Consider the following 16943-nt stretch of genomic DNA (forward strand, 5'->3'; position numbering starts at 1 on the left):
GATCGACGGCAACGCCGTCGATAGGAAAAACACCAGTCCAACGAGCTGCCTGCACAGCTCGCCGGACCGGCGACGCACTTCCTACGGCGCGTTCTACAGGCTGGCCCGCAACGTCAGGCCATACCGACGATCGTTGATCACAAAGTCGCGATAGCGCGACTCGGTTCCCAGGTAGCTTTCGCGACGGGTATCGAGCAGATTCACGCCGTCCAGCGAAATCGACCACACATCATTGATGTTGAAACGCAGCGAGGCATCCAACTGGCCGAAGCCCTTGTTGTAGACCGGCAGGTTGCCGGTGCCGTTGCCCGCGGTGGTCACCAGCCAGTCGCTGCGCCAGTTGTAGGCCACACGGCCCTGGAAGCGCGCCGTTTCGTAGCTGAGGATCGCGTTGTAGCTGTTCTTGGACAGGCCTTCCAGCGGCACCGTCAGCGACTGGCCGTTGGTGTCGGTGGCCGTCGGGCTCGGCGCCTCGCTGTCGACGTAGGTGTAGTTGGTCTGCAGGCCGAAGCCGCTCAGCCAGCCCGGCAGGAAGTCGAAGAACTGCGTGTAGCCCAGTTCCGCGCCGCGGATCTTGCCGGCATCGCCGTTGACCGGACGGGTGATCTGCCACACCTGGCCGTCGTACACCTCGTTGAAGACGGCGTTGGCGATGAAGCCTTCAACCTTCTTGTAGAACAGGGTGCCGTACATCATCGAGCCCTGGCCGAAATACCACTCCAGCGCGGTGTCGAACTGGTCAGCCTTGACCGCTTCCAGGCTCGGGTTACCCGCGGTGCCGGTGAAGGTCGAAGCGCCGTTCGAGGTGCCGGTGCTCAGGCTCAGGTTCGGGTTGAGACGGTCGAAGGTTGGACGCGAAATACCGCGCGAGGCCGCAAAACGCCACTGCAGCTGATCGCTCAGCATCCAACGCAGATTCAAGCTCGGCAGCACGTCGGTGTAGGTCTGCTGCGCAGCCACCGGAATCAGGCCACCGCCCTCGGCATCGGTACCGGTCCGCACGCCGTTGGAGCCGACTTCGGTGCGCACCACGCGCACGCCGATGTTGCCGTCGAACGGAATCGAATCGCTGTCCACACCGAAGCGCAACACACCGTAGGCCGCGTAGGTCTTCTCGGTCTGGGTGTTGATGTTGTTCGGCGCAAACTCCAGCGGGGTACCGCCGAAGGTTGCCAGGGTCTGCTCGTAGTTCGCCACTGCCGCATCCGATGCCGTCAGCGTGCGGCCGAAGGTGCTGCTTTCACCGCGGAAGAAATCGGTGATCGGATTGGTCACCACGCCGATGCTCGGGAACTGCGAGAACGGCGTGCCCGAGCAATCGTTGATGCACATGAAGCGGTACACGTTGCCCTTGGTCTCGGCATCGCGATCGGTGTAGCGCACGCCGGCCTTGAAGCTGCGCACGAAGTCGCTGTCGAACGCCAGGTCCATGTCGGCGCGCCAGGCGAACTCGGTGCCCTTGTTGTCGTCCTTGTTGTCCAGGTGCCAGCGCCAGCCGTCATAGTTGTTGACGTCGGCCAGGTAGCCTTCCGCGCCACTGGCGTCGGTGACCGACAGGCGCGGCAGATCGCCACGGAAGTCGACGTTGAACTGCGGGCTGCTGTCCTGCCCGGTCGCCACGATGTAGCGCGTGCCGGTGGTGGTGGCATCGACATACTGGAAGTCGGTGCTCAGGGTCAGCTTCTCGTTGACCGTCCACTTGGCGCCCAGCGAGTAATCGGTGGTCACCGAGTGACGCTCGGTCAGGCTGGTGTTGGATTCGGTCGGCACGTTCTGGAACGAGCCGTTGACGAACTCGTTGCGGTCGTTGACCTGGATGCCGGGCAAGCCCTGCATCGGGTTGGCGCCGGTCAGCGCGAAGAACGAGTAATCGTGCCAGCTGAAGTCATAGTCCGAACGCAACACCTGCGTGTAGACCTCGACCGAATCGTTCGGGCGCCACTGCATCGCAAACGCGCCGGTCTTGCGCTCGCGCTCACCGATGGTGGTGTTGATGCCGGCACCGTGCGGCACCGACACGCCCTGGCCTTCGTAGCCTGGCAGGTCGGTCTGGGTGTACCACGGCTCGATCGAGATGGTGTCCTGGCGGAACGGGCTCTTTTGCTGCGAGTAGTTCACCAGGATGCCGATCTCGCCGATGCCGGTCTGCCAGCGATCGCTGAACAGGCCCGAGAACGCCGGCTTGCCGTCGTCGGCCAGGTCGTAATAGTTGTACTGGACGCTGCCGGCGATCTTGCGGCCTTCGTAGTCGAACGGCAGGCGCGTACGCAGGTCGACGGTGCCGCCCAGGCCACCTTCGATCATGTCGGCCGACGGGTTCTTGTACACGTTGACGCCGCCGAGCAGTTCGGCCGACACGTCTTCGAAGCTCAGGCCACGGCCGTCGTTGGCGGTGAAGATGTCACGGCCATTGAGCTCGGTGCGCACCTGGGTCAGGCCGCGGATGGCGATCGAGCTGCCTTCGCCGTAGTTGCGCGAAATCTGGATGCCGGAGATGCGCTGCAGCGCCTCGGCGACGTTGTTGTCGGGCAGCTTGCCGATGTCTTCGGCGACGATGGAGTCGACGATCTGCTCGGCGTTCTGCTTGACCAGCTGCGCCTTGGTGACGCTGCTGCGCGTGCCGGTGACCTGCACGGTGTCCAGCTGCTGGGTGGTCGCATCCGATGCCGGTGAGGCAGTGGTGGTCGCATCCTGCGCATAGGCCTGCGCGCTCAGCAGCGTGGCCACACTGATGGCCATCACGGAGCGGCGGAATTCACGGATCGAACGCTGACCCACAGCCCGGCCTGCCGGAATGTGGCGATGTTGCACTGACATGGTGCTCCCTCCCAGGACGCATGTACTGCTTATTTTTTGGCGGGCAGGTGCGCGAACGCCCTGCCCTGTCGTCGTTGCTGCCACATCCGGCCGCGGCAAGGGCCTTGGGCTGGTGGATGCGCGGTAATCCCAACAAGGCTTACCTAGCGGCTGCGGCGGGAGCATAGGGCGGGCCTGTCATGCCACACCAATGAAATATTCCTGGAAAGGTATTCAAAACGACTATAGCAAGCCGGAGAAACCTGCTGTCTCTGGCATTGCGGCCTTCGCGCCGCGGCAGCGGGCGCGCGGGCCTGCAGCTGCAAGCCCGCGCACACTTGCCGCGTGACGCGGCGCACTACCAATTCATGCGCAGCACCAGCGAGTAGCGGCGGTCGTTGACGAACGAGGAGCGCGTGTACAGCCGCGGATCCACTTCGCCGCCCTCGTACGAGGTCGGCCCCATCAGCACCTTGGTCACGGTGTTGGTCAGGTTGTTGGCCTGCAGCCCCAGCTGCAGATGGTCGTTGAAGCGGTAGAAGAACGAGCCATCGAGCTGGCCGTAGTCATCGGCCCAGGTCGGCAACCGGGTGGCCGCATCGCTGGTGGTCAGCAGGTAGCGCGAGCGCCAGTTGTAGGCCAGGCGCAGCGACAGCGGCCCCTTCTCATAAATGCCAGCCAGGTTATAGCTCCGCCGCGACAAACCCTCCAGCGGCAACTCCACACCGGTGACCGTGGTGTTGGTGTACGGGTCGGTGGCAGTGTTGGCGCCGCCCTTGCTGTCGACGAAGGTGAAGTTGGCATTGATGCCGAACCCGTTCAGCCAACCCGGCAGGCTGTCGAAGAACTGGGTGTAGCCGAACTCGGCGCCGCGGATGGTGCCTTCGTCCATGTTGTACGGGCGGGTCACCAGCCACGGCCGGTTGTCGTAGATCTCGCTGCGGGTCTGGGTGGAGAAGTAGTCCTTGACCTTCTTGTAGAACAGCGTGGTGTAGAGCATGTCGCTGGTGTCGAAGTACCACTCCAGCGCGGTGTCGAACTGGTTGGCCACCATCGGCTTGAGGTTCGGGTTGCCGGCGGTGCCAACGAAGTCGGTCGCCTGGCCGGCGTCGTTGGTTTCCACATTGAGCAACACGTACGGCTGCAGCTGGGTGTAGTCCGGGCGCGCCATCGCCTTGGAGGCGGCAAAACGCCATTGCAGGCTGTCGCTGAAACGCAGCCGCAGATTCAGGCTGGGCAACACGTTGGTGTAGCTGCCTTGCGAATTGTTGTCGAAGTACTGCCCGGTGTAGCGCGCCTGCAACTCCGGCGAGACGTTCAGCCCGGCCAGGTTCTGGAACTGGCCAAAACCTTCGGCCTGGGTCTTGGTCTGCACCACGCGCACGCCGATATTGCCGTCCACCGGAATGCCCCACGCTTCGTCGTTGCCGAAGTACAGCGCCGCATACGCTGCCTGGGTGCGCTCGTACTGGCGATTGGTGTCCTGCGGCTGATAGGTGTCCGGTGCCCAGCCATAACCGCGCAGCGCCACGATCTGCTGGATCATCTGCGAGGCGGAGCCGTAGTTGTTGACCAGGCTGCTGTTGGGCACCACCAGCGTGGTCGGCACGTTCACGCCGCCCCGGAAGAAGTTGGAAAAGGTGAACAACGACGACTGGTCGGTCATGAAGTCCGACATGTTGGCCAGCCCGTTGCTGGTGCCCGGAATGGCGGCCCAGTTGTCGGAGATCACGCCCCAGTTGTAGCCGGAATTCTTGTTGATCTGGTTGCGGTCGGTGGCGCGCATGCCGAAGCGCGCAAAGCGCAGCCAGCTGCTGTCATCGAAGGTGTATTCCAGATCCACGCGCGTGGACAGCTGGCGCCCGCGGTTCTTGCCCAGGTGGTCCATCGCCGCCGCCCAGAAGTAATTGGACGGGTCCTGGGTGAACGCCGGGTTGGCGATCTGCACGCTGGGATATTTGCCGGAGACATCGTAGGTCAGCCCCGGCAGATAGGTGGCGCTGAACACGGTGAAATCCAGCTGCTCGTTCTCCGATTGCACCAGCTGCATGTCGCCCTTGATCTGCAGGTTGTCGTTGAAGAAGTGGCTGAAGCCCACCGACAGGTCGGTGGTGGTGGTGCGTTGTTCGGAATAGCGGTTGTCGGTGTTGAAGCGCACGCCATCGCCGGTGAGCGCGCCGCGCCACGAGCTGGACACCGGCGAGCCGCGCAGGAAGGCGCCGCGATCGTCGTAGTCGAAGGTGGTACCCGGCGCCGGGGTGATGCTGTTGTTGCTGTCGTTGAAGAACGCCGCGCGCTCCTGCCAGTTCATCTCATACCGTGAGCGCAGGAACTGGGCATAGATCTCGGTGGCATCGCTGGGCTTCCACTGGAAGGCCGCGGCAATGCCGTCGCGCTTGCGCTCGAAATCCAGCTGGCGCCAGTTCACCCCGCCCGGCACATAGACCTCGCTGCGGCCACTACCGGCCAGCACCGCGTCGTCGGTGCGGCGCACATAGGGCTCGACCTGGATGCCGTCCGAGCGCGTGGCCAGCTCCGAATGGGCGATGTCGATCATGAAGCCCATTTCGCCGATGCCGGTGTTCCAGCGATCACTGAACAGGAACGAGGCCGACGGCTTGTACTTCTTGCTCATGTCGCCGTAGTTGTAATCGACATTGCCACCGACGATGCGGCCTGGATTGTCGAACGGCATGCGCGTGCGCAGATTGACCGTGCCGCCCAGCCCGCCTTCGATGATCTCGGCCGAGGGATTCTTGTACACGTCCACACCGGCCATCAGTTCGGCCGGCACGTCTTCAAAGCTCAGGCCACGGCCGCTGGCGGCGCTGAAGATGTCGCGCCCGTTGAGCTCACCGCGCACCTGGGTCAGGCCGCGGATCATCACGCCGCTGCCTTCGGCGGAGAAATGGTCCGGGTCGCTGCGGGCGGCAAAGTGGTCGATGGTGACGCCACTGACGCGCTGCAGGGTTTCGGTGACGCTGCGGTCGGGCAAGGCACCGATGTCTTCGGCACTGACCGAATCCACGATCTGGGTGGCGTCGCGCTTGATCACCTGGGACTTGATCAGGCTGGCGCGCACACCGCGCACTTCCACCGTATCCAGGTCCACCGCGCTGCCGCCAGCGTTGGTGAGTGGCGCCTGCTGAGCATAGGCCGGTGCCGCGAGCAGCACGCCGATGCTGATGGCCATGGCGGAGTGACGCAGGCGAACCAAACGACGCGCACGCGCGCCCGTGCCTGCCGAAGCATGGCTGGAAAATGTGTACATCCGAATCCCTCCCAGGACGCAAGACGACTGAAGACTGGTTGTCGCGACCGATGGGGTCGCGTGATCGATGGGACCTGGGCACTGGGGCCCGGTTCCGCTTCCCACTACATGGCGGCTTGGCCGCCGATCACTTGCCCGACTTCACGTGCGCTTCAGCGTGCGATCTGACGCACAGGTATAGGCGCCCGGTCTAGCGCCAGCCAATGAAAAATTCACAGGCTGGTATACCAAAAAGGAATGGAAATGGAAGAGCCTGCTTAGACAGGCGATTCCGGGCTGCGCAGGCCCGGATACAGGCGACGCGCGGTGCTGCGCAGCGCCTGCAAAATGCGCTCGGCGCCGGGCGGCAGGATGTAATCGCGCCGACGGATGATGCCGAACGACTCCATCCGCACGCCCAATTCGATCGGCAGCACGGTGAGCAACTTGGCCTGGATCAGCGGCGCCACCGACTCCACCGGCAGCGCGGTCAGCATGTCGCTGCCGCGCAGCAAGGTGGAGGTCACCGGCAGCGACGAGGTCTCGATTGCATTGGTCGGGGTCTGCACGCCGTGCTCCATGAACATCGAATCCAGCCGCGCGCGCAGCACGCTGTCTGCCGGCGGCAGGATCCAGCCGTGGCGGACCAGATCGGCGTGCTGCAGGTTGGCGCGGCTGGCCAGCGGGTGGCCGGCGCGGGCGATCACCGAATGCGGCTCGTCGGCCAACGGCTCGAATTCCAGCTCGCCCACGCCTTCAGGCCCCAGGATGCGGCCGATCACGATGTCCAGCTGCCCATCCAGCAGCTTGGCCACCAGCGGCCGGCTGTAGTCCATCTCCACCCGCACCAGGATGTCGGGGAACTCGCGTTTCACCTCGGCGATCGCCTGTGGCACCAGGTTGGTGCCCGGATTGACCACCGTGCCGATCGAGGCCTGGCCCATGCGGCCGGCCCGCAACGCGGCGATCTCTTCCTGCGCCCGGCCGATCTCCGACATTGCCGCGCGGGCGCGGCGGATCAGCACGTGCCCGTACCAGGTGGGCTCTACGCCGCGCGCGTGGCGCTCGAACAGCTTCACCCCGAGCATGTCTTCCATTTCCGCCAGCAGTTTGGAGGCGGCCGGCTGGGTCATGCTGGCGGCCTCGGCCGCACGCAGGACCGAGCGCTGTTCGTGCAGATGCAACAACAACAACAGCTGGCGGGTCTTGAGCCGGGCTGCGTTGAACCAGGGAGTACCGGAATTTGCCATGGGGTGCCGTCGCGGACGTGTATTCGTCGGAGGAATAGAATATGCCGAAAATTTCATTTGCAGCACATATCTCCCCGCGCGAGGCTATCGAGCGCCGCAGCAGGAGCCCCTACCTCCCGGGCGCGGCCAGAACAGTCGTGGTTGCCCGCCAGATGGCGGCAACACGCGGATGCCATGACCGCCGAGGAGGAAGACGATGACGCCATCTTGCCGGCCAACCGCAGGCAGCCGGCCTGCGCCCGTGCTTGCGGCAATTGCCGCGCCGGGCAGCCGTAGTGTGCGCCGTGCCGCCGCCTCCGTGCCCGGGTCTGCAACGCGCACCGCCTGCCCTGCCCGATCGCGCAGCCGCGCCCCTTCCCCCGACATCGAGGGCCGCCTGGCCGTCGATGGCTGTATTCCGCTCTAGTGCGAGTAACCCGATGACTGCATCCACCACCCCCGTGTTCAACCCGTTCGCCCTGCCGCTGGTCGCCATCCTGCGTGGCATCACCCCGGAAGACACGCTGGCGCATGTCGGTGCCTTGATCGACGCCGGATTCGACGCGATCGAGATCCCGCTCAACTCGCCGCGCTGGGCCGAGAGCATTGCCCTGGCACAGCAGCGCTACGGCGCGCGTGCCTGGATCGGCGCCGGCACCGTGCTGCGCAACGAAGACGTCGACACGCTGGCCGAGATCGGCGCGCGTTTCATCGTCACCCCCAATACCAGGCCTTCGCTGATCCGCCACGCGGTGTCGCGCGGGCTGACCGTGGTGGCCGGCTTTGCCACCGCCAGCGAAGCCTTCGATGCCATCGACGCCGGCGCGCAGATCCTCAAGCTGTTCCCCGCGGCCACCTATGGCGCGGCGCATGTGCGCGCCTTGCGCTCGGTGCTGCCGACCCACGTGCCGGTCTATGTGGTCGGCGGGGTGAGCCCGCAGACCCTGGCCGGCTTCATGGCGCAGGGCGCCGCCGGCGCCGGCATCGGCGGCGAACTGTACAAACCCGGCCAATCCCTCGAAACAACCCAGACGCATGCACGCGCCTTTGTGCAGGCTTACCAGGAACTGCAAGGATGAAGATCACCCGCCTCACCACCTACCACGCCGCACCGCGCTGGTTGTTCCTCAAGGTCGAAACCGACGAGGGCATCACCGGCTGGGGCGAGCCGGTCATCGAAGGCCGTGCGCGCAGCGTGGAAGCCGCTGTGCACGAGCTGGCCGGCTACGTGGTCGGCAAGGATCCGGCCCGCATCAATGACCTGTGGCAGACCATGTACCGCGCCGGCTTTTACCGAGGCGGCGCTATTTTGATGAGCGCCATCGCCGGCATCGACCAGGCGCTGTGGGACATCAAGGGCAAGGCGCTCGGCGTGCCGGTGTACGAGCTGCTGGGCGGGCTGGTGCGTGATCGCATGAAGACCTACCGCTGGGTCGGCGGCGACCGCCCGGGCGCGATCATCGCGCAGATCAACGATTACCGTGCGCTGGGCTTTGACACCTTCAAGTTCAACGGCACCGAGGAAATGAAGCTGATCGACAGCGCGCGTGCGGTCGATGCGGCGGTAGTCAAGGTGGCCGAAATCCGCGAGACCTTCGGCAATAGCATCGATTTCGGCATCGACTTCCACGGCCGCGTCGGTGCGCCGATGGCCAAGGCGCTGCTGCGCGAGCTCGAACCGTTCAAACCGTTGTTCGTCGAAGAACCGGTGCTGGCTGAGCAGGCCGAGTACTACCCGCGCCTGGCCGCGAGCACCTGCATTCCGCTGGCTGCCGGCGAGCGCATGTTCTCTCGCTTCGAGTTCAAGAACGTGCTGTGCGCCGGCGGCATCGGCATGGTGCAGCCGGACCTGTCGCATGCCGGCGGCATCACCGAATGCGTCAAGATCGCCGCCATGGCCGAAGCTTACGATGTCGGCTTCGCACCACACTGCCCGCTTGGCCCGATCGCGCTGGCCGCCTGCCTGCACGTGGACTTCGTCTCGCACAACGCGGTGCTGCAGGAACAGAGCATCGGCATCCACTACAACGAAGGCGCCGACCTGCTCGATTACGTCATCAACAAAGAAGATTTTCACTGTGTGGATGGCAGCATTGCCGCACTGCCCAAGCCCGGGCTCGGTGTGGAGATCAACGAAGACATGCTCAAGCGCGCAAACGAAAATCCGCCGGACTGGCGCAACCCGGTGTGGCGTCACGCCGACGGCAGCATCGCCGAATGGTGAGCACCGCCGACCACACCGCCATCCTGGCCGTCGACAGCCGCTGCACGCATGGCGAAGGCGTGCTGTGGTGCGAGCAGCGTGAAGCGCTGTATTGGGTGGACATCAGCGAAAAACGCCTGTGGCGGCATCACCCCGGCAGCGCGCAGACGCGCTTCTGGACGCTGCCGGACCGCCCGGGCTGCATCGGCCTAATGGACGATGGCCGCGTGCTGATCGCGCTGGCCAAGGCCATCTGCATCGCCGACCCGGACAACGCCGACGGCGACACGCTGCCGCTCGACCATCTGGCCGATGTCGAAGCCGACAACCCGCTCACGCGCAGCAACGACGGCCGCGCCGATCGCCATGGCAACTTCGTGTTCGGCACCATGGACGAGCACGACGACAAGGCCGGGCGCGGGGCGATGTACCAGTTCTCGCTGCGCCACGGGCTGCGTCGTCTGCCGTTGCCGGGCGTGTCCATTCCCAACTCGATCTGCTTCAGCCCGGACGGCCGCACGCTGTACTACTGCGATTCGGTGCGCCCGCAGATCCTGCGCTGCGATTACGACCCGGCCACCGCGCAAACCAGCAACACGCGCGTGTTCACCACCCTGGATCGCGACGATGCCGAGCCGGATGGCTCCATCATCGACAACGCCGGCCACTTGTGGAACGCGCAATGGCGCGCCTGGCGCGTGGTGCGGTATCGCCCGGACGGCAGCGTGGAGCGGATCGTGCAGATGCCGGTCAAGCACCCCACCTGCAGTGCCTTCGGCGGTGCTGCACTGGACCGTCTGCACGTGATCAGCTCGCGCCTGGACCATAGCGATGCCGAGCTGGCACAGACCCCGCAGGCCGGCGGTCTGTACGTCTGCGACCTGCCGGTGCGCGGCCTGCCCGAAAGCAGGGTGGCCAGCGCATGATCGCGATTGATTGGGGCACCAGCAGCCTGCGCGGTTATCTGCTCGGGCCCGATGGCCAGGTGCGCGACCACCGCCGCGGCGCCGACGGCATCCTGGCCTGCCAGGGCCGCTTCAACGCGGTGCTGGAAGCGCTGATCACCGGCTGGGACGGCCCGGTACTGCTGTCGGGCATGATCGGCAGCCGCAATGGCTGGGTCGAACAGGCCTATCTGCCCTGCCCGGCCGACACCGCGGCGCTGGCCCAGGCAATGCAGCGCTACGACGACCTGCTCCCCGGCCGCACGCTGTGGTTCGTCCCCGGCGTCAGCGTCGGCGAACACGACGGCACTCCGGATGTGATGCGCGGCGAAGAAACCCAATTGGTGGGCCTGCTCGCCGCGCTTGGCGACGGCGAGCACATCGCCTGCCTGCCCGGCACCCACAGCAAATGGGCCCGCCTGACGCACGGCCAGCTCACCGGCTTTGCCACCGTCATGACCGGCGAGCTGTATGCACTGCTCCGTGAGCACAGCATCCTGGGCAAGCTGATGCAGGACGACGGCGGCAGCCTGGATGAGGGCGCCTTCCTGCAGGGGGTGACGCGCAGCGCCGAGCCCGGCGGGCTGAGCCATCACCTGTTCGGCACCCGCACCTTGGGGCTGTTCGAGCGCCTGCCCGCGCAGGCATTGCCGTCCTACCTCTCTGGCCTGCTGATCGGCCACGAACTGCGCGACCACCGCGGCGATCACCGCGCAGTGCACCTGGTCGGCAGCCCCGCCCTGGCCCAGCGCTACGCCCTGGCGTTGCAGCACCTGGGCGTGACTTCCCAGCTGCACCCGGAGGACCTCGCCGCCGCCGGCCTGTTCGCGCTCGCGCAACAGCGCGGCCTTGCCTGACCTGAGCAACGCCTTCTCGCAGTGAGGCGAGAAGGCGCGGGCCGCGCGCCACCAGCACAGGTTCGCCCTAATGCCCGCGCCCCGAGCGCCGGTCAAGCGCGAGGCGGCAGCACCCGCCAACCGCCCCCGCACCGCCAAATCACTGCAAGATCACGCCTCACCCGCACACCCACCACGCGACTGCTTTAGAATTGCGCGGCTTAACGCCGGAAGTTGCCATGCCTTTTGTTGTCACCGAAAACTGCATCAAGTGCAAATACACCGACTGCGTCGAAGTCTGTCCGGTGGATTGCTTCCACGCAGGCCCGAACTTTCTGGTCATCGACCCGGATGAGTGCATTGATTGCACCCTGTGCGAGCCCGAATGCCCGGCCAACGCGATCTATCCCGAGGACGACGTGCCGGCGGGACAGGAAGCCTTTGTTGCCCTCAACGCCGAGCTGGCCAAGGCCTGGCCGGTGCTGACCGTGCGCCAGGAGCCGCTGCCCGACGCCGCCGAGTGGGACGGCAAGCCGGACAAATTGCCGCTGCTGCAGCGCTGATCCCAGCGCCGCCGGCCGCAAATACAAAACGGGCGCCCTGGGCGCCCGTTTTGCTGTCTGCACTGCCAACCGGCCTCAGCCGCCCAACTTGCCCTTCAGCGAGGCGATCAACGCCACCGGCGCCGCCGCAGTGGCAGGCATGCCGCGCGGATCAACCGCCGAGACGTAGCTGCCGGCTTCGACCTTGACCACGCGCACCAGGAAGCTGGCGCCCTCGTAGGTGACGTCGTAGGAGCCCAGCATCTGCGCCTTGCTGGCGATGGTCAGGCCCGGGATATCGGCCAGCGCGTCGCCCACCTTGGCAAACACCGCATCGCGCTCGCCCGGCACGGTGAAGCCGCTGTTGGCGCTGGCCGACGGCGGCGTATTGGCGTTCTGCTGGGTGGTGGACGCCAGCGTCGGCACCTTCATGGCACCGGAGGTGTCGGGCAGGTTCAAATCCGGCGGCACTTCCAGCGGACGTGCCTCCGGGGCCAGCGCATAGTCGCCGCGCGCGCCCTTGTGGAACCAGCTGCAGCCGCTCGTGGCGGCGACAGTGGCGGTCGCCAGCAGCGCGAGCGAGAGCACGCGGACGGGGGAAACGGAATGACGCATCGATAGATCTCCTGGGTCAGGCCGCGAGCATTTCGCGGCTGGAAAGCGCTTCCAACGCAATTGCGTTGGCGGCAAGGCGGTCGGCGGCCGGCTGATGGGCCGCGGAAAGTGGCAGCAACGGCAAGCGCAGGCCGTGGCCGATCCCGGCGCGCTGCAGCAGCGCCTTGACGGGGATGGGATTGGATTCGATGCCGCAGAAGCTGTGGTACTCGCTCAGACGCGTGTCCCAGGCGTTGGCGGCCTCGTGTTGACCAGTGCGGGCCAGATCGCAGAGCCTGCGGTAGGCCGACGGCAGCGCGTTGGACGCCACCGACACCAGGCCGTCGGCGCCGGCCAGCATTGACTGCGCGGCGCTGCCGTCGTCACCGCTGAGCACCACGAAGCTGTCGCTGCGCAAGGCCACCAGCGCGGCAACCCGCTCCGGTTCGCTGCGTGCTTCCTTGATGCCGACGATGTTCGGGTGGCTCACCAGCGCAGCGACCGTTTCCGGCAGCAGGTCGCAGCCGGTACGGCCCGGCACGTTGTACAGCACCACCGGCAGGCCGCCGTTGTCGGCAACCGCCTGAAAGTGCGCCAGCAGGCCGGCCTGGGTGGGCCGCACGTAAGGCGGCGTCACCACCAGCGCGTACTGCGCGCCCAGCGCGGCGGCACGCCGGGTCTGCGCAATGGTTTTTGCGGTACCGGAGAGCCCGGTGCCAGCCAGCACCGGCACCCGGCCGGCCACCTGCGCCACGGCCGCACGCACTAGCGTGTCGTACTCGTCGTCGCTCAGTGCCGCCGCTTCGCCGGTCGAGCCGGCAACCACGATTCCCTGGACACCGCCGTGCAGCTGCTGCTCCAGCAGCCGCCGCCAGGCATCCAGGTCGAGTGCGCCGTCCGGCCCGAAAGGGGTCGCCAGCGCGGTGATGATGCCGGAAAGGGACAAGATTCTGCTGCTCTTACGTGACAGGAAAGGCCCGCGCGCACGCGGGTTGTGGCCGCCTGCATGTTACTTGCGGCGCGAAAGCACGGGCAAGTATGCTGGTCACCGCCAGGGCGCCTGCCCGGGCGGCCATTCAGCCTGATGCAATGCCGGAAGCCCCTTTGACTGACTCGACTCCCCGGCCTTCGCCGACCGAAAACCACCTCCTGATCAACGCCTACACGACGCATCCGGAGTCCCCCCTGTTGCCCGTCACCCGCCGCATCGCCGACAGCGGCTGCAATCTCGTGGACGCCCGCCTGGCCACCGTGGGGCGCGATGTCTCGGTCACCGCGCTGGCCACCGGCTCCTGGGACTCGGTTGCCAAGCTCGAAGCCATGCTGACGCGGCTCGAACGCGAAGAAGGCCTGAAGCTGGTGTGGTACCGCACCGGCCCCAAGCAGGCGCAATCCAATCTGCTGCCGTACATCGTCGAGGTGATCGCCGCCGACAAGCCCGGCATCCTGTTCCAGCTGGCCGATTTCTTCGACCGCCAGGGCATCACCATCGAGAACCTGCAGAGCACCCGCTACCGCGCAATGCAGACCGGTGCGGAGATGTTCTCTGCGCAGGTGACCATCGGCGTGCCGGCCAACATGCACATCGCTGCCTTGCGCGATGATTTCCTGGAATTCTGTGATCACCTCAATCTCGACGCGATCATGGACCCGATGAAGTTTTAAGACAGGAGTTCGCATGGCCATCGCGATGTCCGCGCTGAAACAGATGTTCGACCACATCCGCTCGGAAACCGACTGGAACCTGGACGGCCCGTTGCGCTGGGAATACTTCTTTGCCGATCCGGCCCAGCAACCGCTGCAGCAGCTGGCCGAACAACTGACCAAGGACGGCTACCGCGTCATCGATATCTTTCTCGGCGAACGCGACGAGGACGATGGTGACGACGAAGAGTCGTACTTCCTGCATGTGGACAAACTGGAACACCACACCCTGGAAACGCTGAATCAGCGCAATGCTGCGTTCGATGCACTCGCCAAACGTTTCCATGTGGCTGCTTATGATGGGATGGACGTCGGGCCGGCCTGATCGGCACCGACCGCCTCTCCCCTTCAGGCTGAGCAACGATGACCGACGCTGTACTGGAACTGCCCGCTGCAACCTTCGATCTGCCGCTGTCGCTGTCCGGCGGCACCCAGACCACCTTGCGCGCCCATGCCGGCCACTGGCTGGTGATTTACTTCTACCCCAAGGACAGCACGCCCGGCTGCACCACCGAAGGCCTGGACTTCAACGCGCTGCTGCCGGAATTCGACAAGGCCGGCGCCAAGATCCTGGGCGTCTCGCGCGACTCGGTGAAGTCGCACGACAACTTCTGCGCCAAGCAGGGGTTTGCATTTCCGCTGGTCAGCGACGGCGATGAAGTGCTGTGCCGCGCCTTCGACGTGATCAAGGAAAAGAACATGTACGGCAAGCAGGTGCTCGGCATCGAGCGCAGCACCTTCTTGCTGTCGCCCGAGGGGCATGTCGTGCAGGAATGGCGCAAGGTCAAGGTGGCCGGCCATGCCGACGCCGTGCTGGCTGCAGTAAAGGCGCACGCCAAACAGTGAGTTCCCTCGTTTCCCGCGTCCTCCATCACCCTGCCTGCGCAGGCGTGATGGCTCGCCCCTGCTCCATCACTTGGAAGACCCAATGACCCGAGGCAAGCGCATCTACGTGCTGGACACCAACGTGCTGATGCACGATCCCACCGCGCTGTTCAAATTCGAAGAACACGATGTCTTCCTGCCGATGCAGGTGATCGAAGAACTCGACAACGCCAAGAAGGGCACCTCCGAAGTCAGCCGCAACGCGCGCCAGGTCAGCCGCTTCCTGGACGAATTGCTGGAGAACACCAACGCCGAGCAGATCCAGGCCGGCATCCTGCTGAGCCACCCGCAAGGCATCCAGCTCAAGGGCCAGGCCGCGATCGGCCGGCTGTATTTCCAGATCCACCCGATCGAGCCGGGCCGCACCTTCGGCGCGATGCTGCCGGACAACAAGATCCTCGCCTCGGTGCTGGCGCTGCGCGAAGAAAACCCCGATGTGCCGGTGATCCTGGTGTCCAAGGACATCAACCTGCGCATCAAGGCCTACATCAGCGGCCTGGTTGCCGAGGACTACCAGAACGATCGCGCGCTGGACGATTTCAGCCTGCTGTTCACCGGCGCGATCGAGCTGCCGGAAGACTTCTGGCAAAAGCACAACGAGGACCTGCGCAGCTGGAACGAGCGCGGACGCACCCATTACGAGATCGTGCTGGCCGACGACGAAGACTGGTATCCCAATCAGTACCTGTATCTGCCGGGCGAAGACGAAGTGGAACTGCGCGTGGCCAAGGTCGGCGGCGGCAAGGCCACGCTGTGCCTGGTGGATGATTTCCGCCATACCCAGCATGCGGTCTGGGGCATTGCCGCGCGCAACCGCGAGCAGAACTTTGCGCTCAATGCGCTGATGGACCCGGAGATCGATTTCGTCACTCTGCTCGGCACCGCCGGCACCGGCAAGACGCTGCTCGCGCTGGCCGCGGGCCTGGCGCAGACGATGGACCAGCAGCGTTACCGCGAGATCATCATGACCCGCGCGACGGTGAGCGTGGGCGAAGACATCGGCTTTCTGCCCGGCACCGAAGAAGAAAAGATGACCCCGTGGATGGGCGCGCTCACCGACAATCTGGAAGTGCTCACCCACAACCAGGACGGCGGCTCATGGGGCCGCGCGGCCACCAACGATCTGCTTGCCAGCCGCATCAAGATCCGCTCGATGAACTTCATGCGCGGGCGCACCTTCCTATCGCGTTATCTGATCCTGGATGAAGCGCAGAACCTCACGCCCAAGCAGATGAAGACGCTGATCACCCGTGCCGGCCCCGGCACCAAGATCGTGTGCCTGGGCAACGTGGAGCAGATCGACACGCCCTACCTCACCGAAACCACCTCGGGCCTCACCTACGCGGTGGATCGCTTCAAGGCCTGGCCGCACAGCGCGCACATCACGCTGCGTCGCGGCGAGCGTTCGCGTCTGGCCGACTTCGCTTCGGAGGTGCTGTGATGCCCACGCTGCGCAGCGCTGCGGCGCTGACGTTGCTCACCCTGGCTGGCTGCGCAACCACGCAGCCGGCCAGCGTGCCGACCAACCTGAAAAGCGGCCAGTCGTGGGTGATCACACGTCAGACCATCGCCGAGCAGGTGCTGGACACCTGCTCGCGCGACAGCCCGGCACGCCAACCGGGCAGGATCACCGGCTACTGGGCGCCGACGCATCAGCAGATCGAATTGCTGGAATCGCGCCAGGACGCACTCACCCCTACCATCGCCGAGCCGCGCGACTTCGATCGGCAATACGTGGGCGTGGTCGTCGATGGGCGTGAGCTGATCTACATCAACGCGTTCAAGCTGCCCGACAGCCCATCACTGAAACCGGCCACGACCGCAGTGCGCGCCTGTGATGGCGGCGCTGCCTTCTGGGGCGCGTTGTACGACCCGCAAACTGGCGCGTTTTCGGAAATCGCCATCAACGGCGGCGCCTGATCGACCACGACCCAAGGCGTTGAGCGGAGTCTGCACAGCC

15 protein-coding genes are annotated in these 16943 nt (G+C 65.4%); 10 read left to right on the forward strand and 5 right to left on the reverse strand.

The genetic code is table 11. The features are described 5' to 3' along the window. Window positions 1-93: 93 nt before the first annotated feature. The 3 genes from QRM60_RS00655 to QRM60_RS00665 form a co-directional block, all read right to left on the reverse strand. Window positions 94-2817 (reverse strand): TonB-dependent receptor, encoded by a 2724-nt coding sequence (locus tag QRM60_RS00655; RefSeq protein WP_285445383.1) that lies wholly within the window; start codon window positions 2815-2817, stop codon window positions 94-96. Window positions 2818-3154: 337 nt separating this feature from the next. Continuing rightward, window positions 3155-6067: a TonB-dependent receptor gene (locus tag QRM60_RS00660; protein WP_042598922.1), complete on the reverse strand. Its 2913-nt coding sequence runs from the start codon at window positions 6065-6067 to the stop codon at window positions 3155-3157. A 257-nt stretch (window positions 6068-6324) separates the two neighbouring features. Continuing rightward, window positions 6325-7296 carry a LysR family transcriptional regulator gene (locus tag QRM60_RS00665; RefSeq protein ID WP_011036922.1) on the reverse strand — a complete coding sequence of 324 codons (972 nt, stop codon included), beginning with the start codon at window positions 7294-7296 and terminating at the stop codon, window positions 6325-6327. A 419-nt stretch (window positions 7297-7715) separates the two neighbouring features. On the opposite strand from QRM60_RS00665, the gene QRM60_RS00670 reads away from it, so the two are divergent. The 5 genes from QRM60_RS00670 (at window position 7716) to fdxA (ending at window position 11821) form a co-directional block, all read left to right on the forward strand. Continuing rightward, the gene (locus QRM60_RS00670; RefSeq protein ID WP_076039136.1) at window positions 7716-8354 is read left to right on the forward strand and encodes a 2-dehydro-3-deoxy-6-phosphogalactonate aldolase; all 639 of its coding nucleotides are present in this window, start codon (window positions 7716-7718) and stop codon (window positions 8352-8354) included. After that, window positions 8351-9499 (forward strand): galactonate dehydratase, encoded by a 1149-nt coding sequence (gene dgoD, locus QRM60_RS00675; protein WP_011036920.1) that lies wholly within the window; start codon window positions 8351-8353, stop codon window positions 9497-9499. Before QRM60_RS00670 ends, dgoD begins: the two co-directional genes overlap by 4 nt. Continuing rightward, on the forward strand, window positions 9493-10404 hold the full coding sequence (locus QRM60_RS00680) for an SMP-30/gluconolactonase/LRE family protein (protein ID WP_274348762.1): 912 nt from the start codon (window positions 9493-9495) through the stop codon (window positions 10402-10404). The genes dgoD and QRM60_RS00680 overlap by 7 nt, the downstream gene beginning before the upstream one ends. Beyond that, window positions 10401-11279, forward strand: coding sequence for a 2-dehydro-3-deoxygalactonokinase (locus QRM60_RS00685; RefSeq protein WP_115555853.1), 879 nt, complete (start codon window positions 10401-10403; stop codon window positions 11277-11279). The genes QRM60_RS00680 and QRM60_RS00685 overlap by 4 nt, the downstream gene beginning before the upstream one ends. A 218-nt stretch (window positions 11280-11497) precedes the next feature. Continuing rightward, window positions 11498-11821, forward strand: coding sequence for a ferredoxin FdxA (fdxA, locus tag QRM60_RS00690; RefSeq protein ID WP_011036917.1), 324 nt, complete (start codon window positions 11498-11500; stop codon window positions 11819-11821). Window positions 11822-11896: 75 nt separating this feature from the next. On the opposite strand, the gene QRM60_RS00695 is transcribed toward fdxA, so the two are convergent. Continuing rightward, the gene (locus QRM60_RS00695) at window positions 11897-12415 is read right to left on the reverse strand and encodes a hypothetical protein (RefSeq protein WP_012438549.1); all 519 of its coding nucleotides are present in this window, start codon (window positions 12413-12415) and stop codon (window positions 11897-11899) included. A gap of 16 nt (window positions 12416-12431) precedes the next feature. Continuing rightward, window positions 12432-13340: a 4-hydroxy-tetrahydrodipicolinate synthase gene (dapA, locus tag QRM60_RS00700; protein WP_103701283.1), complete on the reverse strand. Its 909-nt coding sequence runs from the start codon at window positions 13338-13340 to the stop codon at window positions 12432-12434. A 92-nt stretch (window positions 13341-13432) separates the two neighbouring features. Here dapA and QRM60_RS00705 point away from each other — a divergent pair, with 92 nt between their 5' ends. The 5 genes from QRM60_RS00705 (at window position 13433) to QRM60_RS00725 (ending at window position 16903) form a co-directional block, all read left to right on the forward strand. After that, on the forward strand, window positions 13433-14059 hold the full coding sequence (locus QRM60_RS00705) for a glycine cleavage system protein R (protein ID WP_011036914.1): 627 nt from the start codon (window positions 13433-13435) through the stop codon (window positions 14057-14059). Between the two features lie 13 nt (window positions 14060-14072). Beyond that, a complete protein-coding gene (locus tag QRM60_RS00710; protein WP_016945239.1) occupies window positions 14073-14423 on the forward strand; it encodes a ribonuclease E inhibitor RraB in 351 nt (116 codons plus the stop codon). Window positions 14424-14461: 38 nt separating this feature from the next. Then, the gene (locus QRM60_RS00715) at window positions 14462-14944 is read left to right on the forward strand and encodes a peroxiredoxin (RefSeq protein ID WP_285445384.1); all 483 of its coding nucleotides are present in this window, start codon (window positions 14462-14464) and stop codon (window positions 14942-14944) included. Window positions 14945-15026: 82 nt separating this feature from the next. Further along, complete coding sequence (locus QRM60_RS00720; RefSeq protein ID WP_011036911.1) at window positions 15027-16424, forward strand: PhoH family protein; 1398 nt, start codon at window positions 15027-15029, stop codon at window positions 16422-16424. Then, window positions 16424-16903: a hypothetical protein gene (locus QRM60_RS00725; protein WP_076039141.1), complete on the forward strand. Its 480-nt coding sequence runs from the start codon at window positions 16424-16426 to the stop codon at window positions 16901-16903. Before QRM60_RS00720 ends, QRM60_RS00725 begins: the two co-directional genes overlap by 1 nt. Window positions 16904-16943: the final 40 nt, after the last annotated feature.

This window comes from Xanthomonas sp. fls2-241-TYG-148, assembly GCF_030208815.1.
In the GTDB taxonomy this organism is placed as follows: domain Bacteria; phylum Pseudomonadota; class Gammaproteobacteria; order Xanthomonadales; family Xanthomonadaceae; genus Xanthomonas; species Xanthomonas campestris.